The sequence below is a fragment of the Aeromonas sp. FDAARGOS 1419 genome (assembly GCF_019047045.1).
GTDB lineage: Bacteria > Pseudomonadota > Gammaproteobacteria > Enterobacterales > Aeromonadaceae > Aeromonas > Aeromonas veronii.
Genome location: NZ_CP077209.1, coordinates 4,090,272 through 4,111,864 on the forward strand (window position 1 = coordinate 4,090,272; position 21,593 = coordinate 4,111,864).

The 21,593-nt window shown below is 58.8% G+C and carries 26 protein-coding genes; 8 read left to right on the top strand and 18 right to left on the bottom strand.

Annotated elements, in window-relative coordinates; translation table 11 throughout:
- Positions 1–47 precede the first annotated feature (47 nt).
- From I6L49_RS18675 to I6L49_RS18690, 4 genes are all read right to left on the bottom strand, one after another.
- Positions 48–1,427 carry a hypothetical protein gene (locus I6L49_RS18675; RefSeq protein ID WP_216950121.1) on the bottom strand — a complete coding sequence of 460 codons (1,380 nt, stop codon included), beginning with the start codon at positions 1,425–1,427 and terminating at the stop codon, positions 48–50.
- A gap of 635 nt (positions 1,428–2,062) precedes the next feature.
- A complete protein-coding gene (locus I6L49_RS18680; protein WP_216950122.1) occupies positions 2,063–2,638 on the bottom strand; it encodes a disulfide bond formation protein B in 576 nt (191 codons plus the stop codon).
- 9 nt (positions 2,639–2,647) lie between these two features.
- The gene (locus I6L49_RS18685) at positions 2,648–2,806 is read right to left on the bottom strand and encodes a DUF5993 family protein (protein ID WP_005343116.1); all 159 of its coding nucleotides are present in this window, start codon (positions 2,804–2,806) and stop codon (positions 2,648–2,650) included.
- Between the two features lie 337 nt (positions 2,807–3,143).
- Positions 3,144–4,067 carry a LysR family transcriptional regulator gene (locus I6L49_RS18690; protein WP_216950123.1) on the bottom strand — a complete coding sequence of 308 codons (924 nt, stop codon included), beginning with the start codon at positions 4,065–4,067 and terminating at the stop codon, positions 3,144–3,146.
- Between the two features lie 154 nt (positions 4,068–4,221).
- Between I6L49_RS18690 and I6L49_RS18695 the strand changes: the two genes are divergently transcribed.
- Positions 4,222–4,644 (top strand): ester cyclase, encoded by a 423-nt coding sequence (locus I6L49_RS18695; protein WP_104016601.1) that lies wholly within the window; start codon positions 4,222–4,224, stop codon positions 4,642–4,644.
- A 172-nt stretch (positions 4,645–4,816) separates the two neighbouring features.
- On the opposite strand, the gene I6L49_RS18700 is transcribed toward I6L49_RS18695, so the two are convergent.
- The 7 genes from I6L49_RS18700 to I6L49_RS18730 all read right to left on the bottom strand — a co-directional run bounded on the left by I6L49_RS18700 (position 4,817) and on the right by I6L49_RS18730 (position 11,427).
- Positions 4,817–6,304 carry a peptide MFS transporter gene (locus I6L49_RS18700; RefSeq protein WP_233267776.1) on the bottom strand — a complete coding sequence of 496 codons (1,488 nt, stop codon included), beginning with the start codon at positions 6,302–6,304 and terminating at the stop codon, positions 4,817–4,819.
- Between the two features lie 670 nt (positions 6,305–6,974).
- A complete protein-coding gene (locus I6L49_RS18705; protein WP_216950124.1) occupies positions 6,975–7,877 on the bottom strand; it encodes a hypothetical protein in 903 nt (300 codons plus the stop codon).
- 11 nt (positions 7,878–7,888) lie between these two features.
- Positions 7,889–8,656 (bottom strand): hypothetical protein, encoded by a 768-nt coding sequence (locus I6L49_RS18710; protein ID WP_005335887.1) that lies wholly within the window; start codon positions 8,654–8,656, stop codon positions 7,889–7,891.
- 12 nt (positions 8,657–8,668) lie between these two features.
- Complete coding sequence (locus I6L49_RS18715; protein WP_128834221.1) at positions 8,669–9,211, bottom strand: hypothetical protein; 543 nt, start codon at positions 9,209–9,211, stop codon at positions 8,669–8,671.
- 23 nt (positions 9,212–9,234) lie between these two features.
- Complete coding sequence (locus I6L49_RS18720) at positions 9,235–9,519, bottom strand: DnaJ domain-containing protein (protein ID WP_005343121.1); 285 nt, start codon at positions 9,517–9,519, stop codon at positions 9,235–9,237.
- A 280-nt stretch (positions 9,520–9,799) separates the two neighbouring features.
- Positions 9,800–10,552 (bottom strand): SDR family NAD(P)-dependent oxidoreductase, encoded by a 753-nt coding sequence (locus tag I6L49_RS18725; RefSeq protein ID WP_216950125.1) that lies wholly within the window; start codon positions 10,550–10,552, stop codon positions 9,800–9,802.
- A complete protein-coding gene (locus tag I6L49_RS18730; protein ID WP_216950126.1) occupies positions 10,549–11,427 on the bottom strand; it encodes an NAD(P)-dependent oxidoreductase in 879 nt (292 codons plus the stop codon). Before I6L49_RS18730 ends, I6L49_RS18725 begins: the two co-directional genes overlap by 4 nt.
- A 130-nt stretch (positions 11,428–11,557) precedes the next feature.
- Between I6L49_RS18730 and I6L49_RS18735 the strand changes: the two genes are divergently transcribed.
- Positions 11,558–12,382 (top strand): LysR family transcriptional regulator, encoded by an 825-nt coding sequence (locus I6L49_RS18735; protein WP_216950127.1) that lies wholly within the window; start codon positions 11,558–11,560, stop codon positions 12,380–12,382.
- Positions 12,383–12,445: 63 nt separating this feature from the next.
- Here I6L49_RS18735 and I6L49_RS18740 read toward each other — a convergent pair whose 3' ends face one another.
- From I6L49_RS18740 to I6L49_RS18755, 4 genes are read right to left on the bottom strand one after another with little or no spacing between them, the layout of a single operon-like run.
- Positions 12,446–12,961, bottom strand: coding sequence for a protein disulfide oxidoreductase (locus I6L49_RS18740; protein ID WP_216950128.1), 516 nt, complete (start codon positions 12,959–12,961; stop codon positions 12,446–12,448).
- Positions 12,962–12,964: 3 nt separating this feature from the next.
- Positions 12,965–13,705, bottom strand: coding sequence for a DsbA family protein (locus tag I6L49_RS18745; RefSeq protein WP_198505733.1), 741 nt, complete (start codon positions 13,703–13,705; stop codon positions 12,965–12,967).
- Positions 13,706–13,715: 10 nt separating this feature from the next.
- Positions 13,716–15,758, bottom strand: a complete 2,043-nt coding sequence (locus I6L49_RS18750; protein WP_216950129.1) for a protein-disulfide reductase DsbD — start codon at positions 15,756–15,758, stop codon at positions 13,716–13,718.
- A gap of 50 nt (positions 15,759–15,808) precedes the next feature.
- Entirely contained in the window at positions 15,809–16,186 is a 378-nt protein-coding gene (locus I6L49_RS18755; protein ID WP_033115100.1) for a hypothetical protein, read from the bottom strand.
- Between the two features lie 175 nt (positions 16,187–16,361).
- Between I6L49_RS18755 and I6L49_RS18760 the strand changes: the two genes are divergently transcribed.
- Positions 16,362–17,090, top strand: coding sequence for a 1-acylglycerol-3-phosphate O-acyltransferase (locus tag I6L49_RS18760; protein ID WP_033115089.1), 729 nt, complete (start codon positions 16,362–16,364; stop codon positions 17,088–17,090).
- Here the strand turns inward: I6L49_RS18760 and I6L49_RS18765 are convergent.
- Complete coding sequence (locus I6L49_RS18765; RefSeq protein WP_216950130.1) at positions 17,078–17,278, bottom strand: hypothetical protein; 201 nt, start codon at positions 17,276–17,278, stop codon at positions 17,078–17,080. The genes I6L49_RS18760 and I6L49_RS18765 overlap by 13 nt on opposite strands.
- A 22-nt stretch (positions 17,279–17,300) precedes the next feature.
- Here I6L49_RS18765 and pspA point away from each other — a divergent pair, with 22 nt between their 5' ends.
- The 4 genes from pspA (at position 17,301) to I6L49_RS18785 (ending at position 19,534) form a co-directional block, all read left to right on the top strand.
- The gene (gene pspA / locus I6L49_RS18770) at positions 17,301–17,963 is read left to right on the top strand and encodes a phage shock protein PspA (RefSeq protein ID WP_216950131.1); all 663 of its coding nucleotides are present in this window, start codon (positions 17,301–17,303) and stop codon (positions 17,961–17,963) included.
- 2 nt (positions 17,964–17,965) lie between these two features.
- Positions 17,966–18,172 carry a PspC domain-containing protein gene (locus I6L49_RS18775; protein WP_033115086.1) on the top strand — a complete coding sequence of 69 codons (207 nt, stop codon included), beginning with the start codon at positions 17,966–17,968 and terminating at the stop codon, positions 18,170–18,172.
- Between the two features lie 45 nt (positions 18,173–18,217).
- Positions 18,218–18,436 carry an envelope stress response protein PspG gene (pspG, locus tag I6L49_RS18780; protein ID WP_156853627.1) on the top strand — a complete coding sequence of 73 codons (219 nt, stop codon included), beginning with the start codon at positions 18,218–18,220 and terminating at the stop codon, positions 18,434–18,436.
- Positions 18,437–18,571: 135 nt separating this feature from the next.
- A complete protein-coding gene (locus tag I6L49_RS18785) occupies positions 18,572–19,534 on the top strand; it encodes an IS1595 family transposase (protein WP_216951665.1) in 963 nt (320 codons plus the stop codon).
- 25 nt (positions 19,535–19,559) lie between these two features.
- Here the strand turns inward: I6L49_RS18785 and I6L49_RS18790 are convergent, their stop codons facing one another.
- Positions 19,560–19,907, bottom strand: a complete 348-nt coding sequence (locus tag I6L49_RS18790; RefSeq protein ID WP_182926264.1) for a GIY-YIG nuclease family protein — start codon at positions 19,905–19,907, stop codon at positions 19,560–19,562.
- A gap of 44 nt (positions 19,908–19,951) precedes the next feature.
- Between I6L49_RS18790 and I6L49_RS18795 the strand changes: the two genes are divergently transcribed.
- Entirely contained in the window at positions 19,952–20,686 is a 735-nt protein-coding gene (locus I6L49_RS18795; RefSeq protein ID WP_216950132.1) for an ABC transporter substrate-binding protein, read from the top strand.
- Here I6L49_RS18795 and rarD read toward each other — a convergent pair.
- Entirely contained in the window at positions 20,668–21,558 is an 891-nt protein-coding gene (gene rarD / locus I6L49_RS18800) for an EamA family transporter RarD (protein ID WP_216950133.1), read from the bottom strand. The genes I6L49_RS18795 and rarD overlap by 19 nt on opposite strands.
- Between the last annotated feature and the right edge of the window lie 35 nt (positions 21,559–21,593).

A 21,593-nucleotide genomic window follows, 5' to 3' on the forward strand; every position in this document is an offset into this window, starting at 1 on the left:
AATAAAGAAGGGCGCGAAAGCGCCCTTCTTTATTTGGGTTTTAGATATTACTCGGTTTCAGCTGTGGCTTTTTCTTCTTGTTTTACTTTTACTGGCTTCTCGTCACTTTTAGGTACAGGAATATTTTTATTCAATTTGGTGTTTTCAGCAAAGCGACCGGCTTCTTTGGCTAGTGCTGGAACCATATCAATAGCCTTTTTAAAAGCCTCAGAGTCAATAAATTCATGCCATGGACTGTTATAATCTTTCCCTGAAACTAATCTTAATGGCATTTCATCAAACCGGTCTAATGTAGAGTTGAAAAGCCGCTCACTGGTTTCTTGATTGAAGTCTTCTGATATTTTTCTAAATCCAGTAAAAGCTTTTGCAACAGTCGCTTTATAAGAGTAGTCCTCTGATAATTTAAATCGCTGGTTTATTTGTTGTGTCGAAATCCAAGCAAGCCAGAGAGGTCCGCCAATAGAAAAAATAGAGATTATCGTGTGTAGAATTGCTTGGCCAGCTGTCAAATCACCCTTTAATGCCTCTGTAAAATCAGCAACTCTACTTGAGCCTATTCCAATACCAAAAGCAAGGGCAATTAAAAGTCCAGCAATCCAAACCCAGATGGATTTTTGAAGTTCCTTTGCCTTTTGATCAAAGCCAGCGGCAAGACCCTGGGTTGTTGTTATCTGCAATGCATCATCACATTGGTTTACGAGGCTAGATGCCCTTTCAGCGCAATTCTCGGCCTCTAAAAGTCGCTCTTTAATATCATCGTGCATAGCAATCGACTTCGATTTTGCTATAGTTATATTATCTTTTATTGCATTAATTTCATTCTTGTATTTATTTATTTCATCTCTTGTCTCACTTATTGTTGAGGCAAGTTTTTCTTTTGCATCATTTAAATCTTGTATTACAGCTGGCAAGGATTCCGCCGTATCATAAGCGTTATTGATGGCTTTGACTTTTCCATCGATGTTACCACATCCACTTTCTAGGCTATCAAGCTGAGAGTTTAGCGCTCTGAGTCTATTTTTAAGGTTTTTCGGGACAAGTTTATTGCTTTGTATACTAGCCCATGAGAATAATTCTGTTTCTATCTCATTGTCTATTACTTGCAAAAGAAATAATATTGATGGGATTATAACAGAAACTCTTCCCGCATCATTCGCAAGATATGATGTGACATTCGCAGCCTGCTTATTTATATTTTCAACAAGCTCGTCAATGGTTGAATATAATCCATTTGGAATTTCTGGTTCTGAGTAACTATTGAGTTTTGTAATTATATTTGAAATTGTGTTTAGTATATCTACTGGAGCGATGTGAAAGGAATTCCAACCATAGCTTGTATCAAATGTCTGGTCAGGTAAGTCTTTTTGTGAAATAGCTTTCGATAAGTTCTCAAGTGATTCTTTTAGCATTGCTAATTTAGCATTCATCTGTTACTCCTAGTTTATTTATATTTTCAATTGGATGTGAAAATTAAAACAATGGTTAAATATAACTTGCTAAGTGGTCTATTAATAGATGCCATGAAGTCAAATGATTGAAAAATAACACGTACAGTGCCGTAGGTCTGATTAGCGCAGCGTAATCAGACGATCGCGAAAACAGGTCGCCGTAATTCTGCTGGTGCTCCAGCTGATCTCTTCTCTATATCCATAGCCACCGAGATTGCGGTACGGACGATTACGCTTTGCTAATCGACCCTACTTCTCTCTGTTTTCTTTAACGTTCTGCTGCTTGTCGGTGGCTTCTGTTGTGATGGTTTGTTCCCCCTCATCCCCGACCCTTCTCCCGCAAGGGGAGAAGGGAGCGCCGCTCGTAGCAAAATCGGATGGCGGTGACATAAGCGGCTGGTGATGCGTGGCTTAGAAGAAGGCAGCTAGAGCACTAGGCAGGTTCGATACAGTCCCCTCTCCCCTTGGGAGAGGGTCAGGGTGAGGGGAGGTAACCGTAGGGTGCAATGAAATTGCACCGCTATTGAATCCGCGAGGTTGCCGCTGCAACGGGCCGGGTTTATTGCGCCTTTCGGCAATAGAAGGCGGCGGACTGGCCGCCACCTTGAGGGTGATTAACGCAGGCTCAGCAGGTCATAGATGACGGGATTATCGGCGCACTGTCCCGTGCCGCACTCCAGCACGGTAGAGATCAGGTTTGCCGCAATCAGCAAGACAAACAGCAGGGAGGCGATACGCCCCCAGCGCGCCAGATCCAGCTTGGGCAGCGCAATAGCGAGCCCGTCCCGCACCATCAATATCAGGGCGACAGCCAGGATGATCAGCAGGGCGCTGACCAGCGACCAGCTATAAAAGTGCAGCCCGAGAAAGGTGGAACCATAGCCGGGATCGCCGGGCAGAATATGCAGCAGCACCTGCCGGGCGCCGATCATGGCGGTGGTCAGGGCACCGACAATCACGATGCCGTAGTGGGCCCCTTTTGCGCCAAATTGCAGGTTGAACATAAAGCCGAAACCGGCGACGACCAGGCCGACCCGCTGCAATAAACACAAGGGGCAGGGGAGTTCGGCCAGATAGAGCTGGTAATAGAAGGCGACGATCAGGGTCAGGCAGATACCCGCCAGCCCCAGCGTATCGAGCAGCTGGGGCAGGTCACTCTTCGCGGCGGTGGCAGAGGTCGAAAGGCTCATGGCGGGCTCCTAGAACGAGAGGGTGAGCGGGTCGGTCACATGGTGCATAAAGGAGAGCAGGGTCACCACCAGCAACAGGGCCCAGAGCAGATAGGAGGCGCCACGCTTGTTCAGCAAGATGCTGATCCCCGTTATCAGCGCCAGCAGGAAGGGTAAAAACATATACATCTCGTCTCTCCTTATCGTGGTGAGTCGGGCTCACAAGGCTTTGAGTATATGGCGGGCGGCACAGGGCGACCCGGCTAACAGCCGTCGCTATATGGCTCCGACTTCACTCATCGTACCCCTGTCGGCGGGAAATACCTACCGGGCGGCTGACGCTGTGCCGATTCCCCTTACACCCCGATCTGCGCGATTGTTTCATCAGTGCGACAGTAAAAAATAGATTGGTTTCTTTAGTGCAAAAATGACCATAGGCATCGCACCGCCAGCCTGAAACGAACCTGCCATCCCGCCAAAAGCAGAGGCCCCGCAATCCATGATTGCGGGGCCATTTTCGAGACGATCAGCAGGCGCAGACGTGGCGCCAGCGCTGCTCATAATCGAACTGTTGAAACTCCTCCTTGATAAATTCGATAAACACCCTGGTCTTGGACGGAATAAAGTTTCTGTTCGCATAGGCCATGCCGATGGAGAGGTCGGGCAGTGTCCAGTCGGTGAGTACAGGTTTAAGGCGCTGGCTGCGCAATTCGTCATAAATGGCATAAACGGGCTGTGCCAGGATCCCCATGCCGTTTTTGGCATTGGCGAGCAGGATCTGGGCATCGTTGGACTCAATGGTGGGCGTGGTTGGCACCCGTAATTTTATCGAGTCCTTCATCATGGTCAGCTCTCCGGGATTGTGATAGCTGTAGAGCAACAGTTGGTGTTTTTTCAGATCGTGCGGCGTTTCCGGTTCGCCATAATGCTCAATATATTCCGGAGAGGCCGCCAGAATACGCGGTGCCGTAGCCAGAGGTTGAATAATAAGGCTGGAGTCCGGCTCAGACTCTCTTGAGCGAATACTGATGTCGATATTGTTTTCGATAATATCCAGATAGCGATTATTGGCAATCAACTCGACCTGAATGCCGGGATATTTTGCCATGAATTTCGGTATCAAGGGGGAGATGACATTCAGCATCAGTGACAGCGAAGCCGTCAATTTCAAGACCCCGGTTGGCATTCCCGTTTTGATACTGACTTCATCGATGGCTTCTCGCATCTCATTCAGCGCTGTTTTGCAGCGGGCATAAAAGTGCTCACCGATTTCAGTGACAAACAGGCGCCGGGTCGTTCGCTCGACAAGCCGTGCATTGAGTCGCTGCTCCAGTGCGGCCAGATGCCTGCTGGCTGCAGGGTTGGACAAGCCCAGTGCATCTGCGGCCTTGCTGAGACTCCCCAATTCGACCACTTGCACAAAGACTTCATATTCAGTCCATCTATCCATGGATTTTTCCTGATTTTATAAAAGAGATTTCCTGTTATTGCATTTATCATCTCCTGCCGGATTTGTACTATGGCCCCGTCTGGCAGTAACAGATATTTCATGCATCATATTTTCTAGTTAAATTGGATGTCAATTAATAAAACGGGAGTCGCCTGTGAACAATAACGTCGATACAGTCATTAATTACTTTAAATATTGCGTAGATGGCAAGGATGTTGAACGGGTGAGTGAATATTTCTCGGAAGATCTTTGTATATTCAGACCTGACTGCGCAGAGCCTATTACCACCCTTGAGCAATTTAAAAAGTCATTGTCAGCCTGTGTGGTCGATCGTTATGAGTCTATTGAAACCACCTTTCAGAAAATAATGAGCTCGGAAGACGAGGTATTCGTTGCATTGACCCACGTCGCCAAAGGCTCAAATACCTGGAAAGGATTCGATGTTACTGGCAAGGATGTGACCTGGAGTGCCTTGACCTATTTCAGATTCAACGCCGAGGGCAAGGTGGTGGAGGAGATCGTCGAGCGCAACGAGCTGGCCATGGCCAAGCAGCTGGGGATCGTTGACTTCGCCTGAAACAGGGGTGACTACTGATTCCAGGTCTGAACTATCAGAGGAAAGCCAAGGCAGTGCTACGGCTCGGTCTATTGCCTGACGGTCAGTAAAAGAGGGCCCAGCAACCGGAGTTGCGGGGCCCTTGCTCTTGCCTGTTGATCACGCCGCCATCATTGCAGGCGGTGCAAGCCCATCAGACGGGGATAGCTGTCGCCGCCGGTTGCGGGGTGATTTTCGAGGCGATCAGCAGGCGCAGACGGGGCACCAGCAACAGCAGGACGATCCCGCCCGCCATCGAGCCCCAGCCGAGCATGTTGAACACCGAGCTGTAGCCCGGGTTGGTGGCCACCGGAGAGCTGCCGATATTTTGCGGCATGGCGCTGGAGACATAGCCCGCCAGCACCGAGGCAACGCCGGTCACCATCATCCAGCAACCCATCAGCAGGCCTTGCAGGCTGGCGGGGGCCAGCTTGCCAATCATGGCGTAACCGATGGGGGAGATGAGCAGCTCGCCAAAGCTCTGCAGCACATAGCTGATGGCGATCCACTTGAAGGCGACCAGCCCGTCGGCACCCGCCAGATGGATGCCGAGCGGCAGCACCAGCATCCCCAATCCCATGCAGAACAGGGAGGCGGCAAACTGGGAGGGGATGTCGATATTCCACCCCTGTTCGCGCAGTCGCTTGAACAGCAGCGCCATCAGGGGGCCACCGATGACGATGACGAGGGTGTTGATGTTCTGGATCCACTGGGGAGCAACCCGCAGCCCGAACACGTTGAGGTTGATGTTGTGCTCGGAGAAGAGCATCAGCCCCATGGGCGCCAGCTGGTAGAGCGACCAGAAGATGAGGGAGCCGAGAGCGAGGATCAGGTAGGCCACCATGCGGCTGCGCTCGGCGGCGTCCGGGTGGCGGGCTGTCATCACGCAGAGCAGCACCAGCACCACGGCCCCCAGGATCAGCACGAAGCTGCCGCTGAAGCTGGCGTGGGTCAGCAGCAGGCGCAGCGCCGGCACCAGCATGGCCAGAATGGCGATCCCGGCCAGCATGCGGCGGTAGAAGCCGCTTCCTTTGACATGGCGCAGCGGGGTGCTGATATCCGCCAGAATGGGCCAGCAGGCGAAGGTGGCGATGATGGCGATGATGTTGCCCAGCGTCGCAAACAGGAACAGGGTGCGGTAATCCTCGGTGAGCTGGAAGTAGCCCGCCACCGTGAAGCCGATAAAGAAGCCCAGATTCATCCCGGCGTAGTTCCACAGGAAGGCGCTCTCGCGGCGGTGATCATCCGGGGCGAAGCGCTGGGTCAGCATCATGTTGAGACAGGTGACGTTGAGGCCGCTACCGGTAAGGAACATGGCGAGCCCCCAGTAGAGGCCGGTGATCCCCATCTCGGCGATGAAGTAGCAGCCGATCACCTGCAGCACCATCCCCATCACGAACAGGTTGCGGTTGCTGAGGTAGCGCCCGCCGAGATAACCGCCAAACAGGTGCAGGCCATAGTTGAAGGCTCCGAAGACCCCCATCATGGCGTTGGCCTGGGATTCGCTGAAGCCGAGCCGCTTGGTGGCGTAGAGCACCAGGGTGGAGTAGAGCACGGCAAACCCTAGGGTCGAGAAGGTCTGGATAAAGAACAGCGCCCCGGAGCCGGGGGGAATGGTGGGGTGTTGATTCGAAGCGCTCACGGTCTGTCTCCTGTGAGAGAAGAAAGTCATAACTCGTCCTGAGAGCGTACCGGTCTGCTGCCGGCTAGCCTTGTGCGCTTCCATGCTGGTCTGAAGGCCGGTCTGTCATTTAGCGGCCAAGCGGTGCAAATAGCCATACCTGAAATTTAATCTGGCGAGATTAATTGTCTTTTATTGATCTATTCCGGTTTTTTATGCGGTTTTGGCTGCTGAGAAGCTAGTGCTGGCTGGGTAGGTATCAGAGCAGTTGGGGTTGAATGGAGCCCTTTTTGACATGAACTGATTTGATAGTGAGATCGCCATCCCGCTTTTGGCTGCTCTTTCGCCATTGCCGCCAGCATGTTGAGTGGCAGCTTATTTATTCAGTTTCACCCTTTGAATGAATAATTATCCGGGATTGGCGTATGCCCCTGCGCAGTGACAAGGGCCACAGAGGGCAATGAACAGAGTGAATTGCACCACTGAGCTGTTCCCAGATTGCCGGTGCAATGCGCGGTGCTTGGCGCCCCCTATGTGTTGCTTGGCAGCCCGAGGGAGGCTTGCGCTTGTCCCCTCTCCCTTTGGGAGAGGGTCGGGGTGAGGGGAACATCCCGGATATAACAACGCCCGGCGGGCCGGGCGTTGAGTTATCCCACATGGGGGCGCAACAAAAGAGGCGGCGAAAGCGGCCTTAGAAGTCGTGGTAGAGCGGCCAGCCGAGCAGCGGGTGCTTGAGACCGGCGCGCATCTCGATGTTGTCGAGCTTCTCCGGCGAGGCGTTCTCTTTTTGCAGCAGCTGGTACTGGCGCACAAAGCCGAGGGTGTGCAGCAGGTTGGGCACAAAGCCCGGGCTCAGCTCCTGACGCAGGGCGGCGGCCATGTCGGCGGGTAGCGCGCTCAGCATCAGGGCGAGCTGGGCGGCGAGATAGTCGGTGTCATACCAGCCCTCGTCGAGCTCAATCTCCCGCGCCAGTTTGCGCTTGAGATCCTGCTTCACCTTGAGCGGGGCGGCGCCACTGCCCTTGCCGCAGAGGATGCGGTAGAGCAGTGCTTCGGCCAGCTTGTCCTCCATGGTGGGGTGGTCGCTCTCGCAGGCGAAGAAGTGCTGGTCGATGAGTTCCATCAGGCGGCTCTTGTTGTGCTCGGTCAGTGCCTTCTCGTACTCCTGCCACCCTTGCCACTCCTCCACATCGGGCGGGCTCGAGATCTTGTCCAGCAGGCGCGCATCCACGTCACCGTAGAGGCTGTTGCCAGCCTGCTTGGGGCTGACGGTGATAAGCATCGACCAGCCCTTCTGGAACGGCTTGATGGGGCCTTCCGGCGCCTGCAGCAGCGCCAGCGCCTTGGCCGGATCCCGCGCCGAGAGCTCCTGCAGGCCGAGGCTCACCACACCGATGACGTCGTGGGCGGCCTGCTCCAGCAGGTGCATCTTGTACTTGTTGTAGTACTTGTCGGCGAATTTGAGGCTCATCAGCACCGCCTTGCCCTTGATGGCGGCCAGCTGTTGCTCGCTCAAACGTTCATTGTCGCGGCCAAAGCGCAGCACCTGGGTCAGAAAGGGGCCCTGGTTGGCATCGCGAATGACTAACTGCATGAATGGGCTCCTTAATCCAGAAAGCTGAACATGTCGTCGACGTCGCCGTACTCGTCTTCCTCGACCTTGTTCTTCTCTTTGGCCTGCATCACCAGCTCGGCGGCAAACTTGTTGATGATGCCGTCCCAGGTTGAGTGCTCGTTGCGCAGCAGCGCCTTGATGGCTTTCTCCACCTCGGGGGCCAGCTCGCGAATGAGCATCAAGAGGCTGCGCGGGTCATCCAGCGCGTAGTCGTGGACATCCTCGCTCTGTTGGCGCTCGCTGTAGCGCAGGGACTCTTCGAGATCTTCCTCTTCGGCATGCAGCACGTCGCGATAGCCTTCGTCCTCTTCATAGCGATCGCCGCGATAGAACTCGATAAAGGGGATGGCGAGGTAGAAGAGACCGGCCGGATCTTCGGCCACGCACTCGAGGATCTCGCGCTGCTTGGCTTCGCTATCCTGGGTGCGGATCAGGTAGTTGAGGAAGTCGAAGGTGTGCTGTTGCAGCTCGTCGGCGTTGTTCTTGATCGCCTCTTCCCAGTAGAGCGGCTGCTGGCAGACGATATCGCGGATCCGCTCCGGGGTCATCAGCTCGGAGATGATGGAGGGGAAGGAGATATCGTGCTGGCCGTTAATCTGGGTTAGGGTAACGATATCAATGTTTTCAATCACTTCTGCCAGCTGGTCGTCAGACATGGTCTTGGCGATCAGCTCGAACTTCTCGCTGGCCTGCTTCGGCTCGATAACGGCCAGCTCTTTGATCTCGATGGCGGTAATTTCTATCAGACTGTTGCTCATGCCTTGCCCCAATTAGAAACGGACTTCGTCGTACATATCCTGATCGCCGTCGTCATCACCATAGCGGTCGCTGCCGCCATGGTAGTCGGCGTCGGCATCTTCCCCGTCTTCATCTTCTTCGTCGCGCAGCTCATAGTCGTCATCACTGCGGTGGCTGCCGCGCGGCAGCGGGTTATCGAGCAGGAACAGCACGGCGCAGGCTTCCATCAGCTGATCTTCGCTCTGGGCCCGCACCGCCTTGACCAGCGGCAGGGCGGCATTGTTGAAGCCGACGCTCACCTTGAACTCGTCCCAGCTCGGCTGCTCGCCGCTGGTGAGCCACTTGTTCCACTGCGACTTGGCCTTGGCCGGGAACTGCACCCGGCCATAGAGGGCCAGCGGCAGATACTCGGGCATAAACTCCAGCATGCTCATATCGGCCAGCAGCAGGCTCTTCATCTGGTCGGTGAACTGTTCCAGCCCCTTGGGGTCGTCCTGATCCCGGTAGGATTCGATGTTTTCGCTGGCATCGCTTTGCAGCGACTTGAGCCGCGCCTGGTCCCATCTCTTTTGCATAGTTGCTCTTTCTGCCTGCTGTTTCAGGGGTAGAACTGATCCCACATCTCCTGCATGGCGGAGGCGGGGTCGGTCACGATGACGTTGTTGAAATCCTTGATAAAGGCGGCCCGCTGTTTCGGATCGGACAGCACTTCATAGGCCTGCTTTACCTGGTGCAGCTTGATGGCTGCCTGCTCTTTCTCTTCTTCACTGGCCCCGTGCAGCTTGTCGGGGTGGTACTGGTTCGACAGCCGACGATAGGCTTTCTTGATGTCGTTTTCGCTGGCGTTGGACTTGACGCCCAGCACCCGAAAGTAGTTGTTCATGGCAGATCCTGCATCACTGGCATCATAGGATTCACGCTGCGAGTGCCTGATGGTGGGGATTGGCAAATCAGGCACGGCAAAAACCCGTCATTTTAACGGAAACAGCCCGCCAACGCGATGAGTTGGGCGATCAATTAACGGGCTAGATGAAGAGGGGTCAGTTGAGTGCCTATTGTTGCCAGTCGGTCTGGCCAGTGCAAGGGCAGCGGGGCAAAAGCGATGAAAAAACGGGCAGAAAAGGGGCGGGCGGCAGGCCGGGGCGAGGCTGCCGCCGCTGGGGTTACTCCTCCCAGAAGGAGGCGGAGGTGTGGTAGATCATCTTCTTGCTCATCCCGCCATCGACCACCAGATTGGCACCGTTGATAAAGTCGTTGCGAGGATCGGCCAGAAAGAGGCTGGCGCGGGTGATGTCGTCGGGGCGACCAACCCGGCCGCTCGGGTGCTGGCGGTGATCCGCCTCGGTCAGGGTGTGGTAATCCTCCGCCTGGATCCAGCCCGGACTGATGGCATTGACCGTGACGGGATGGTCGGCCAGCGAGTTGGCGAGGGACTGGGTGAGGGCGACCAGCGCCCCTTTGGAGGCGCCGTAGGCATCCCAACCCGGTTCGTTCTGCTGCCAGCGGGTAGAGGCAATATTGATGATGCGGCCATAGGACAACCCGCGGTTGGCCTGCACAAAGGCGCGGGCGCAGAGCATGGCACCGCGCACATTGACCGTCATCACCTGATCGAACTGGGCTGCGCTCAGCTCCTCGAAGCGGGTGTGGAACTTGCTGATGGCGCCGTTGTTGATCAGCAGATGGATGCCGCCGTGCTGCTCGCGCACCTCGGCAAAGAGGCGTTCGATGGCCTGCTCGTCCCGCAGATCGAGGGGGTGAAAGTGGATCTCGGGATGGTCAAAAGCGTGAGGGGCCAGATCGGTGGCGATCACCCGATAACCCGCCTCGGCCAGCCCGATGCAGAGCTGGCGGCCAATCCCGCCAACGGCGCCGGTGACCAGTGCAATTTGGGGTTGGTTGGTCAGCTCGTTCATTGTGCCGCTCCATTGCGTGCCCGCAGCACCTTGATAAGGGCTGACACCTCCTGCTGACCAAACCCTTGCGCCACCCCTGCCTCAAACAGATCGGCGGCAAAACGCGGGAAGCGGCTGTCTATCCCGGCATCGGTGGCATGACCGGCGAGGCGGCTGATGGCGGCGCTCCAGGTTTTCAGGCTGGCGTAGGGGTGATCGAAATCGCCGCTCGCCAGCGTCTTGCCAAGGTGGGCCACATCGCCACCGAGAATGGGGGAGAGCTCGCTGAACTGGGCGCACACCTTGGCCACCGGTAGCCCTTCCGCCTCGCAGATCAGCGCGCCGTGCAGGGCACCGAGCAGACCACCGGCAAAGTAGGCTGCAACGGCACAATCTTGCGCCGCGGCGGCGCCCACCGCCTCGGCCACATGGTCGAGGGTAGGGGCGAGCAGGCGCAGCACCGGCTCGGCCTCGCTAAAGGCAGCGCTGGCTCCCGAGCAGATGATGCTGGCATCAGTGGTGCCGATCTGATCCGGGAAGCAGAGGATGGCGCCATCGAGATAACGGGCGCCGCGGGCGTGGCTCCAGCTCTCCAGCGCTCTGGCCCCCTGCGGGCTGCCGGTGGAGAGCTGCACCAGCAGCTTGCCCGCCACGGCGTCGCTCGCCTCATCCAGCAACTGCTGGCTGACGGCGTAGTTATCGACGCAGACAAGGGTGATATCACTTGCGGCGATGGCTGCGCCAACCGAGGGGGCGAGTGTTGCACCCAGCGCCTGCAGCGGGGCCGCCTTGGCGGCGCTGCGATTCCAGACGGTGACCGGATGGCCCGCCTTGAGCAAGGTGGTGGCGAGGGCGGAGCCCATGGCCCCGAGGCCGATGACAGAGAGATGGCGCATGATGGCTCCTGACGGTGTTGATAGACGCTGATATAGAAAATTGGGATGCCTTGTGGCAGGTAAGCCACTATATTTGCCCCGTGTCGCCGTGAAAAATGGCTTTTATGACTGTCTGGTATAGGTGAACCCTATGGATGTGCGAACCCTGCGTGCGTTTGTGGCTGTCTTCGAGGAGCGCAACATCACGGCGGCAGCCACCCGCCTCTTCATTACCCAACCCACCCTCTCCACCACCATCAAAACGCTGGAGGATGAGCTGGGGGTGACCCTGTTTGTGCGGCAGGCGCGCGGGGTGGAGGGGACCGAAGCGGCGCACCGGCTCTATCCCCGCGCCAAGCGGTTGATCGCCGATACCGACTCCCTCGCCCGCGAGTTTCGTGAAACCTCCCCCTGTTTGGAGGTGACGGTGGGAATTGAGGCTGATCTGGGTGATGGCGTGGTGGGGGCGCTGGTGCAAGGGGCGCTCGCCCACGAGGAGATCCTGCTGACTCTGGAGGAGGGCTGCTGTGGCGATGTGCGGCTGGGCTGCGAATCCCTGCGTTGTGGCGACGAGCTCTTTATCCCCCTGCTGGAGGAGGAGCTCGTGCTGGTGCTGCCGCCGGATCACCCGCTGGCGGGCAAGGGGGCGCTCACCCCGGCAGCGTTGGCGGATGAACCCTGGGTCACTTGCCCGCGCCACGAATCTCACTTGCGGTTGATCGCCATCCTCGGCAGTCAGGCGCCGCTCTATCCACGGCGGGCGGGGTCGCTGCGACTGGCGGCGACTATGGTGGCCGCCGGGGCGGGGATCGGCTGGTTGCCCCGTTCGCTTTGTCCGCCCGGCTGTTCGGTCGCCGAGCTGGCGGCCTCTTCCTTCAAGCGGCGGGTGGGGCTCTGCTACGCCCCCGATGCGTTGCGCTCGGCAGCGGTCACCGCCCTGCTGGAGCAGGTACGCGGGATGCAGCTCACCGCCTGATGTCGGCATAAAAAAGGGCCATCCGGTTGGGATGGCCCTGTTGCAGGCAACGATGCCGCGTGGCTAGAGCGACGCCCACCAGAGCCGCAGATGCAAGCCCCACTTCGAGCTCCAGCCGGTGGTGCTGCTCACAAGCGTCCCATCCCTGATGACGAGGAACGTCGGGGTGACCCCTACCTGCCACTTGGCGGCCAGATCTCCCGACTCGTCGTTGTGGGTCGGGAAGGTGAGCCCCTTCTTGCTCATCCCCTTACCAAGCTGCTCTGCGTTGCCGGATCGCAGTGCCACCGTCAGCACGTTTTCCCCCTCTTGCCAGAGCTGCTGCACGGCCGGGGTGGTGAAACGACACACCCCGCACCAGCTGGCCCAGTAGTAAACCAGCAGCGGCTTGCCGCGGCTCAGGGTGGCGAGATCAGTGTTGCTGCCATCCTGCAGGGTGACGGGGGCGCTCATCGCTCCCTCTGGCAGAGTTGGGCTGCGCCACAGATCGAGCAGGGTCGAGATGACCAGTGCCAGCAACAGCAGCCAGAGTGCCTCCTTGCTCCAGCGTCGCCAGCGGGGTTGAGGGTTGGTGCTCATCCCTTACCCCAGCTTGGCCAGTTCGGCCTTCACCAGCTGCTCCAGCTCCTCATAGGGAACGGCGCCCGGCACCAGCTGGTTGCCGATCAGGGTCGCCGGTGTGCCCTGCACCCCCAGAATGGTGCCGATACGCAGGCTGTTGCGCAGCTCTTCGGTTGCCTTCGGCACGGGCTTGAGCGCCACGTTGCCGGTGGCGGCCAGCGCCTTGTTGATATCCGCCTCGGTCAGCATCCCCTGCTTGCTCATCAGCTTGTCATGCAGGGCGAGGAAGCGAGCCGGATCCTGCTGCCACAGGGTCAGACTGTACTGGGCCGCCTTGGCAGAACTCTGTCCCTTGAACGGCAGCAGCTTGATCACCAGCCCCAGATCGTCCGGATAGGCCTTGAGCAGCTTGGTCAGCCGGGGATCGAACTGCTTGCAGTAGGCGCAGTTGTAGTCGGTGAACAGCACCAGCGTCAGCTTGGGGTTCTTGGCGCCGAGGCGCGGGCTGGTTGGGCTGTTGAACAGCACATCCTTGTTGCCCTTGATGAAGTTGCCAAGTTGCGCCTGTTGGGCTGCCGCGTTCTGTTTCTCCCAGGATTCGGCCGCTTCGTCGAGGATCTTGGGGTTGGCGATCAGGGTCTCGCGGATCAGCTCCTTGATGCGGGCCTCCTGCTCCGGGGTGAAGGGGGCGGCGTGCAGGGCCGGAGCAGTCAGCGAGCCCGCAAACAGGGCGGTGAACAGGGCGATGGAGCGCAGGTTCATGGAGTTCTCCTTAAAAATGGGTGGCGTTGGTCTGGATCAGACCGGCCTGATTCAAGAGGGTAAGCAGATCGGCCTTGTCCAGCAGGGGGGAGAGGATCTCTCCCTGTGGCAGGCCGGGGCCGTAGATCTGGTTGAAGGGGACGGCTGCCGCCCCGCGCTGGCGCAGGAAGGCGGCGATGGTGTCGTCCGGTTTGCTCCAGTCGCCGCGCAGGGCCACCACATCGGGGGCCGAGAGGGCTGTTTGCACCTCATCACGCAGCAACACGTTGTATTTGTTTGCCTTGCAGGTGACGCACCAGTCGGCGGTGACGTCGACGAAGACCCGCTTGTTCTGGGCGAGGGCATCGGTGATGGCGCGTTCAGAGAGGGGCTGCCAGACCACCCGGTCTATGCTGCCTGCCCCCTGCGCGGTGAAGGCGCCCCCCAGCAGCAGGGCTGCGCCGACAAGCGCCGAGAGGGAGAGAGCCAGCGTGAAGCCGCGCATGCCATAACGCCAGATGATGCCAATCAGCAGTGCCAGCAGCATGGCGGCCATCAGCCAGTAAACCTGCATGTTGCCCAGATGGCTGCCAAGCAGGCTCGCCAGCCAGAGGCTGGAGCCCAGCATCATCAGGCCGAGCAGGATGCGCAGGCGCCCCATCCAGCGACCCGGCTTGGGCAGCCAGAGGGCGAGCCGTGGCAGGGCTGCTACCAGCAGCCAGGGCAGGCTCATGCCAATTCCGAGCGCGGTGAAGATAAGCCACAGCTGACCAAGGGGGGCCGCCAGCGCAAAGGCCACCGCGGTGCCGAGGAAAGGGGCCGAGCAGGGAGTCGCCAGCAGGGTGGCGAAACTTCCCTGCAGAAAGTGGCCGCCGAGGCCATTGCCGCCGCTGGTGGCAAGGCGAGTGTTGAGGTTGCTCGGCAGGCGGATCTCGAACAGCCCCAGCAGGTTGGCGCAAAACAGCAGGGTGACCAGCACCATAAAGGCGATAAAACCGGCGCTCTGGAACTGGATGCCCCAGCCGACGGCCCCTTGCGTGGCGCGCAGCAGGCTGCTCATGGCCGCCAGCACCCAGAAGGAGGCGATGATCCCGGCGCTGGCAGCGAGGAACTGTTTGCGCACGGTTCCCTGTTCACGCTCCTGATGTTGCAGCACAGACCCCAACTTGAGCGCCAGCACCGGCAGCACGCAGGGCATCAGGTTGAGGATAAGGCCGCCGAGCAGCGCCGCCCCCAGCAACCAGAAGAGGGGTTGGCTCGGCGCTGGCAATACGAGCGCTTCGCCAATCGAGCCTTTGGTCTGCCACGCCTGTTCGCCACTGGTGAGCAGCAGGCCGAGGGATTGGCCGCGCAGATCTGGCGCATCCCCCTGCCAGCCATCGCTCACCGGAACCCGGGCGATCAGGGTGTTGCCCTCAACCTCGAGCACCGGCTTACCAAACTCGGCCCCTTCCAGAGCGTCGATAAAGAGGGCCGGTGATTGCCAGCCCTCTGCCCGCTCGGCGCGCAGTTGCAGCTGGTTGTGCTGATAACCGAGCTCGACCCGGGTGTCGGCGGGCAGCGGTTGGGGCAAATTGCTGATGGCCTTGGCCCAGCTGAAGTCGAAACCAGCCGGAGTCTGCCCATCTACCGCCAGGGTAAAGGGGAAGTCGGTCAGGATGCAGACGTTGCTGCAGGTGGAGAGGCGCAAGGTGCCCTTGAGCGATTGGCCGGTCGGGTAGTTGAGGCTCAGAGGGAAGCGTACCTCCCCCTGATAACCCTGGGTACTGAGTCCGGCCACCTCGAAGTGGCGCGGAGCGGGCCAGCGCCACTGGAAGTCGCCGACCGGCTCATCCCACAGGATCTGGGGGGCAATGCCCCCTTCGCCCGGGCTGTGCCAGTAGGTCTTCCAGCCGGACTCGAGGGCTACGTCGAGCAGGATGCGGGTGTGGTCAGGGGCGCTGCGGTCGGCCTGCAGTCGCACCCTGGCGTGATCATTCTGTGGGCTGGTGAGCCAGCCCGTATCGCTGGCCAATCCCGTGGATTGCCACAGCAGGCAGGCCATAAGCAGGGCTGCCTTGAAAAAGTTTGTCATCTGTCTGGTCTCGCAAAAAATGAGTAACGGCGAATGGAAAAAGGCCGGAATCATTCCCGCCAGACGCAGAGCGTGAGGTGAAGTCGCCGCTCGGGTGGTGAGATAACCCTTGGCGGTGGTAAGGGAGGGGTATAGCGCCAGAGTGGTGCCAGCAGGGCAATCAGCAGGGCGACGGCAAAGAAGAGTTGTTCGACGCAGAGCAGGGTGGCGGCGCTCAGCCATTTGCCATTGAGCTGGCAGCTGGTGGGCTGCGGGCTGACCGGCTTGCCGTCGTTCTGCTCATCATCGATGCTCTGAACGGGCAGGGCCTGACAGGTGAGGGCGTGATCGAGCAGTGCCAGCCGGGCCAGCGGCTGTGCCGCGCAATTGAGCACCAGCAGGCAGACCAGCAGCAGGAGTCTTTTCGCCACGCGTTGTTGGTGAATCATGCTCGCCCCGTTCATCAAGATGGCCACATCCTAACGGCCAATGGCGGGTGGGGCAAGTTGCCGGCCGTTTTATGAGCGCTGAGGCTGGCGCCGTGTGGTCGGTTCTGTTTGGCGAACGCTTGTTCGCTAAAAGGGGGATCAGTATACTGCGCCGAGTTAAAATTCGAGGTGTTCGATGCTCAAAATTGCCCGTGTGCTGCTGCTTGGTCTGCTGCTCATCTTCTGGTTCCTGTTCGGCCTGCTGCTCTGTCTGGTTCGTCCGCGCCACCCCAACAACGTCTATGTCTTTGCCCGCATGTATCACGCGGTCTGCCCGCTGATCGGGGTCCGGGTCAAGGTGACGGTAGCCGACGAGGTGAAATCGGTCGGGCCTGCGGTCTATGTCTGCAACCACCAGAGCAACTATGACATCTTCACCGTGACCGGTGCGGTGCAGCCCGGCGTGGTCGCGGTGGGCAAGAAGAGCCTGCTGTGGCTCCCCTTCTTCGGCCTCATCTTCTGGCTCTCCGGCAACGTGTTGATCGACCGCTCCAACCGCTCTCGCGCCATTGGCACCATTGGTCAGGTGGTGGAGCGCATCAAGGCGCGTGGCACTTCCATCTGGATGTTCCCGGAAGGGACCCGCTCGCAGGGGCGTGGCCTGCTGCCGTTCAAGGCGGGTGCTTTCCATACCGCCGTGCAGGCTGAAGTGCCGGTTGTGCCCATCGTCTGCTCCAGCTACTTCGGCCAGATCGACCTCAACCGCTGGGATAACGGCGAGGTGCTGCTGGAGGTGATGGCCCCGGTCTGCAGCAAAGAGCACGGTGCCGCCGGCATTCGCGAGCTCTCCGAGGTGTGCCGTGCCCGGATGGAGGCCAAACTGGCCGAACTGGATGGCAAGCTGGGTCGCCATCACGCCGCCTGAACGCCATCATAAGTGCATTGAAAGGGGAGCCACGGGCTCCCCTTTTTGTTGGTAAAAATCACCACGCCATTGGTTTTTTTCACCAACAAACCGTTATTGGATTCCCTCGTTAAATTCCCATCTATTTGTAAAACAACAATAATTTTTATTGGCACGGCTCTTGTAATGCAATGGGAAGAGATAGCCATCCCATCCACAAGGAGCCAGACCATGAGCGTGTTCAGCCGCCTGACCGACGTAATCAATGCCAACCTGCACAGCCTGCTCGACAAGAGTGAAGAGCCCGAGAAGATGCTGCGCCTGATGATCGAGGAGATGGAGCAGGTGCAGGTCGATATGCGCACCCAGGCCGCTCGCGTCATCGCCGAGCAAAAACAGCTGGAGCGCCATCAGCAGGCGTTGCAGGTGCAGATCCAGGAGTGGTCGGCCAAGGCCGAGCTTGCCATCCAGAAGGGGCGTGAGGATCTTGCCCGCGCCGCGCTGACCGAGAAGTTGGCCGAGGCTCGGAAATGTGAACAGCTGGAGCAGGACAAGGCCCGGGTCGCCGAGGTGCTTGCCCAGCTTACCGCCGACAGTGAACGGTTGGCCGCCAAGCTGACCGAGGCGCGGGAGAAGCAGAAACTGCTGACTCTGCGCGAGCAGACAGCCCATAGCCGCATTCGTGCCCGCGCTCAGGTGGACAACCAGCGCATGCATGAGCTGATGGCCCGCTTCGAAGGCTTTCAGGGGCGGGTCGATCAGCTGGAAGCCCAGCTGGAGGCGGCCACTCTGGGGCAGAATCCCTCGCTGGAGGCGCAGTTCCGCGAGCTGGAGCTCAATGACGAGATAGAGCGCGAGCTGGCCCGTCTCAAGGGTCAGAAGGTGGAGGCATAACCATGACTCCCTGGCCCAAGGATCTTGTCCATCGCAAGCTGACCGGCGTCTGCGCCGGCATTGCCAAACGGCTGGGGATATCCAGAGTGACGGTGCGAGTGGTGGCCCTGCTCGCCCTGATCCTGGTGCCGCCGCTGGCTCTGGCTGCCTATCTGCTGGCGGTGCTGGTGATGCCGCCCCGTTATGAATTGAAACGCTGGCTGGATTGACCGCAAGGCAGCCCGGCGGCACAGAGTGCCTGTAAGGAGCAAGTTATGCTGGAATTTTTCATATTGCTGGGAGTGTTGCTGGTGATGGCGCTGACCGGTTTTACCCTGGTGGCCATGCTGCTGGTGAGCGGCGTGTTTGTGCTGCTGGGGCTGCTTGGCGGCATGCTTGCCCTGATCATCAAGCTGGCCCCCTGGTTGCTGCTGGTGCTGGTGGTCTGCTGGCTTATCAGCCATCGCAGCAGGCGGTCCAATACCTATCTGTAATCACTGCAAGTCGTGTCGTTATCCCTGAACTCCCTTTTGTCGGCCACCCGTGAGGTGGCCTTTTTTATGGCTCTGTCCCAATTACGTGTTGAAAGGCTAATCTTGAAACAGGCCATCACCTTGAGGGCTACCATCATGGATACCCCAGCCTTTCAACACCTGTTATCCCTCTTTCCCCAGTTAACCCTGCGCCAGCGCCGTGTTGCTCAACAGGAGCTCACCGCACCCCATGCCATTACCTCGCTCAATACCCAGTTACCGGCATGCCGCAGTTGTCCTCATTGTCACGCCGATGCCGCCCAGCTGGCACCTTGGGGCTGGAGTCGTGGACTACGTCGCTACCGCTGCAAACTGTGTCTGCGCACCAGCTCGGTGCTAACCAGGACGCCTCTGGCCCGGTTGCGTAAAGCCCAGTGCTGGGAAGACTACGCGCAAGCCCTCATCGAAGGGCTGACCGTCCGCCAGGCAGCGATGCGTTGCGGGGTCAGCAAAAACACCGCGTTCCTCTGGCGGCACCGTTTCTTGCGCGCGATGGCCACTCATCAAGCCACTCGTGAAGAAGGCATCGTTGAGGTGGATGAGACCTTCTTCCTCGAGTCATTCAAGGGGCAGCGGGGATTGCCGCGTCCGCCGCGGCATCGTGGTGGCAAGGGACGAACCCGGGGAACCGGACGGGATTATATACCGGTGATGGTGGTGCTGGACCGTGCAGGTCACCATGCAGATTTTCAGTTGGAAGAGATGAATGCCGAGACGGTCATCGCGGTGTTGAAGCCCCTTGTCTCGCCGGATGCCGTGCTGTGTAGCGATGGTGCGGGTGTGTATGCCAGCTTCAGCAAAGTACAGGGTGTGACGCATCAAGTGGTACGCAATCGTCAGGGTGAGCGAGTAGCCGGCGCGTATCACATTCAGCACGTGAACGGGTATCACCATCGGTTGAAAGAGTGGATGGTACGTTTCCATGGCGTGGCGACGCACTACCTGAAGAACTACCTGGGTTGGCGCAGGATGCTGGAGCGTTACGGGAGGGGAGTGAATATCAAAGCGTGTTTGCATGAGGCACTGGGGCACCCCATGCAACACGTAATTGGGACATAGCCTTTTTTATGGCCCGGCTTTGCCTTTATGGTTCTGCGTTGTCGGGATTGAGCCAGCGCAGGCTCCACGGCAGCCAGAGATCGGGGCGGGTGATGAGCTGCTCCTTGAACGCCTTGGGCTGCTGCTTGAGGCGATATTCGAGGCGCAGGGCAGCTCCTTTGTCGCCTACCTCCTGCTGCCACACCAGTGCCAGCGGCCCCTTGCCGCGCAGGGCGCGAGAGCCCTTGCCGCTCTGATGCTGGCGCAGGCGGCGCTCCGGCGCCGTGCTGATCCCGGTATAGAGCAGGCCTGCAGCGGTGCGCACCATATAGATTGACCAGCAGGAGGGCGGGGTGGATGGCGATGCCGGAGCCCCGGTCGGGGGTTTTCTCATTCGAACTCTCTGTGCCAAACTCAAAAGCAGCTCAAGGAGGTGCGATGAGAGTCTGGTTCTGGTTGTGGTTGCTGTTGTCGGTTCCGGCTCTGGGGGAGACGATCCGTCTCTATGATTACCACCAGCACCCCCCTTTCAACACCGGGGTGAATGCCGGTTTGAGCAGCGAACTGGTGAAGTATCTCAATGAAAGGCTGGGAGGTGAACCCAGGATCGAGCTCTGGCTGGTCAATCGCGCCAGACTGGCGCTGGAGATGTCGGATCCTGCCTTCAACGGTCTGGTCGCCTGGGTCAACCCGGCCTGGGTCGGGGATCCCCAGCGCGAGCTATACCTCTGGACTTTCCCCATCATGCGCGACACCAACGAGCTCATTTCAAGCCGCCAGCATCCGGTTATCTATCGTGGCCCTGACTCCCTCAAGGGTATGGTATTTGGCGGGGTGGAGGGCTATCGCTATCTGGGGATCGATGATGCTGCGGCCCGGGGTGAACTGGAGCGCCACGATGCCAAGAAGGTGAAGACCAATCTCGATCTGCTGGTGCGCGGCCGCATCGATGTCACCCTGGTGCCCGGTTCGGCCCTCGCATTTTTCACCCACGTCCCGGACTATGAGGGCAAGCTGTTCGTCTCGCCCTTTGCCCAGTCCAGCTATACCCGCCACATTCTGGTGCCCAAGTCCCGCCCCGAACTTCATGCCCGGCTCAACGACATTGCCGAGCAGATGGATCGGGACCCCGCCTGGCACAAGATCCTCGAGTCCTATCGCGGCGCCCCCTGAGGCTGACGCTTGAGGCGGTGCAGCGGCACCAGACTCACCAGCAAGCCCGCCCAGACGAAGGCGAAGCCGACCGTCTTGATGGGATCCGGCGTTTCACCAAACCAGTAGATGGCGAGCAGGAAGGCGAGGCTGGGCTCGATATATTGCAGCAGTCCCACAGTGCTCATCCGGGTTCTCGCCACCGCGTAACAGAAGAGCCCGACCGGCAACAGGGTGGCGGGCGCACTGCCCATCAGCAGCAGTTTGTCGGCCAGATCCCCGTTCACGAATGCCCCTTCCCCGTGCCACGCCAGCGTGCCGATGATGATCAGCGCGACGGGCAGTTGCACCATGGCTTCCAGATAGAGGCTGGTGCCGGTGTCGTAGTGGATCTTCTTCTTGATAAGGCCGTAGCAGGCGAAGTTGGCCCCCATGATGAGGGAGAACCAGGGGAGTTGGCCGTAGCAGAAGAGCATGTAGGCGAGCCCCGCCAGCGCCAGGGCGACCGCCAGATGCTTTTGCGGGGTGAGTCGCTCTTTGAGGAAGATGACGGCGAATACGATATTGAACAGCGGGGTCATAAAGAAGGCGAGGCTGGTGGTCAATACTTGCCCGGTGGTGAGGCACCAGGTGAACATGCACCAGCTGATGGACATGACGGGGCCCGCCAGCAGAATGAGGCCGAGCTGGCGCGGCTCACTGCGCAACCGTGCCCACGGCACCTGGTGGCCAAACAGCAAAAACAGGGCACCCAGCAGCACCACAGACCAGAGCACCCGGTGGGAGATCAGCTCCCACATGTTGACCTCGGGCATGAATTGATAATAGAGCGGCAGCATCCCCCACAGGATGAAGGAGAGGGTCGCGGTGCCGGTACCTAGCCAGTTTTTCATTATTATCCGTTTATTAAATTAAACACTCATGGCGA

Excerpts from the sequence above, each read along its gene's own strand:
- I6L49_RS18750 (WP_216950129.1), bottom strand. The coding sequence starts at position 15,758 with ATGACAAACTTTTTCAAGGCAGCCCTGCTTATGGCCTGCCTGCTGTGG.
- I6L49_RS18760 (WP_033115089.1), top strand. The coding sequence starts at position 16,362 with ATGCTCAAAATTGCCCGTGTGCTGCTGCTTGGTCTGCTGCTCATCTTC.
- I6L49_RS18710 (WP_005335887.1), bottom strand. The coding sequence starts at position 8,656 with ATGAGCAACAGTCTGATAGAAATTACCGCCATCGAGATCAAAGAGCTG.
- I6L49_RS18775 (WP_033115086.1), top strand. The coding sequence starts at position 17,966 with ATGACTCCCTGGCCCAAGGATCTTGTCCATCGCAAGCTGACCGGCGTC.
- I6L49_RS18690 (WP_216950123.1), bottom strand. The coding sequence starts at position 4,067 with ATGGATAGATGGACTGAATATGAAGTCTTTGTGCAAGTGGTCGAATTG.
- I6L49_RS18745 (WP_198505733.1), bottom strand. The coding sequence starts at position 13,705 with ATGAACCTGCGCTCCATCGCCCTGTTCACCGCCCTGTTTGCGGGCTCG.
- I6L49_RS18795 (WP_216950132.1), top strand. The coding sequence starts at position 19,952 with ATGAGAGTCTGGTTCTGGTTGTGGTTGCTGTTGTCGGTTCCGGCTCTG.
- rarD (WP_216950133.1), bottom strand. The coding sequence starts at position 21,558 with ATGAAAAACTGGCTAGGTACCGGCACCGCGACCCTCTCCTTCATCCTG.
- I6L49_RS18725 (WP_216950125.1), bottom strand. The coding sequence starts at position 10,552 with ATGAACGAGCTGACCAACCAACCCCAAATTGCACTGGTCACCGGCGCC.
- I6L49_RS18790 (WP_182926264.1), bottom strand. The coding sequence starts at position 19,907 with ATGAGAAAACCCCCGACCGGGGCTCCGGCATCGCCATCCACCCCGCCC.
- I6L49_RS18730 (WP_216950126.1), bottom strand. The coding sequence starts at position 11,427 with ATGCGCCATCTCTCTGTCATCGGCCTCGGGGCCATGGGCTCCGCCCTC.
- pspA (WP_216950131.1), top strand. The coding sequence starts at position 17,301 with ATGAGCGTGTTCAGCCGCCTGACCGACGTAATCAATGCCAACCTGCAC.
- I6L49_RS18785 (WP_216951665.1), top strand. The coding sequence starts at position 18,572 with ATGGATACCCCAGCCTTTCAACACCTGTTATCCCTCTTTCCCCAGTTA.
- pspG (WP_156853627.1), top strand. The coding sequence starts at position 18,218 with ATGCTGGAATTTTTCATATTGCTGGGAGTGTTGCTGGTGATGGCGCTG.
- I6L49_RS18755 (WP_033115100.1), bottom strand. The coding sequence starts at position 16,186 with ATGATTCACCAACAACGCGTGGCGAAAAGACTCCTGCTGCTGGTCTGC.
- I6L49_RS18715 (WP_128834221.1), bottom strand. The coding sequence starts at position 9,211 with ATGCAAAAGAGATGGGACCAGGCGCGGCTCAAGTCGCTGCAAAGCGAT.
- I6L49_RS18685 (WP_005343116.1), bottom strand. The coding sequence starts at position 2,806 with ATGTATATGTTTTTACCCTTCCTGCTGGCGCTGATAACGGGGATCAGC.
- I6L49_RS18740 (WP_216950128.1), bottom strand. The coding sequence starts at position 12,961 with ATGAGCACCAACCCTCAACCCCGCTGGCGACGCTGGAGCAAGGAGGCA.
- I6L49_RS18720 (WP_005343121.1), bottom strand. The coding sequence starts at position 9,519 with ATGAACAACTACTTTCGGGTGCTGGGCGTCAAGTCCAACGCCAGCGAA.
- I6L49_RS18675 (WP_216950121.1), bottom strand. The coding sequence starts at position 1,427 with ATGAATGCTAAATTAGCAATGCTAAAAGAATCACTTGAGAACTTATCG.
- I6L49_RS18765 (WP_216950130.1), bottom strand. The coding sequence starts at position 17,278 with ATGGCTATCTCTTCCCATTGCATTACAAGAGCCGTGCCAATAAAAATT.
- I6L49_RS18735 (WP_216950127.1), top strand. The coding sequence starts at position 11,558 with ATGGATGTGCGAACCCTGCGTGCGTTTGTGGCTGTCTTCGAGGAGCGC.
- I6L49_RS18705 (WP_216950124.1), bottom strand. The coding sequence starts at position 7,877 with ATGCAGTTAGTCATTCGCGATGCCAACCAGGGCCCCTTTCTGACCCAG.
- I6L49_RS18680 (WP_216950122.1), bottom strand. The coding sequence starts at position 2,638 with ATGAGCCTTTCGACCTCTGCCACCGCCGCGAAGAGTGACCTGCCCCAG.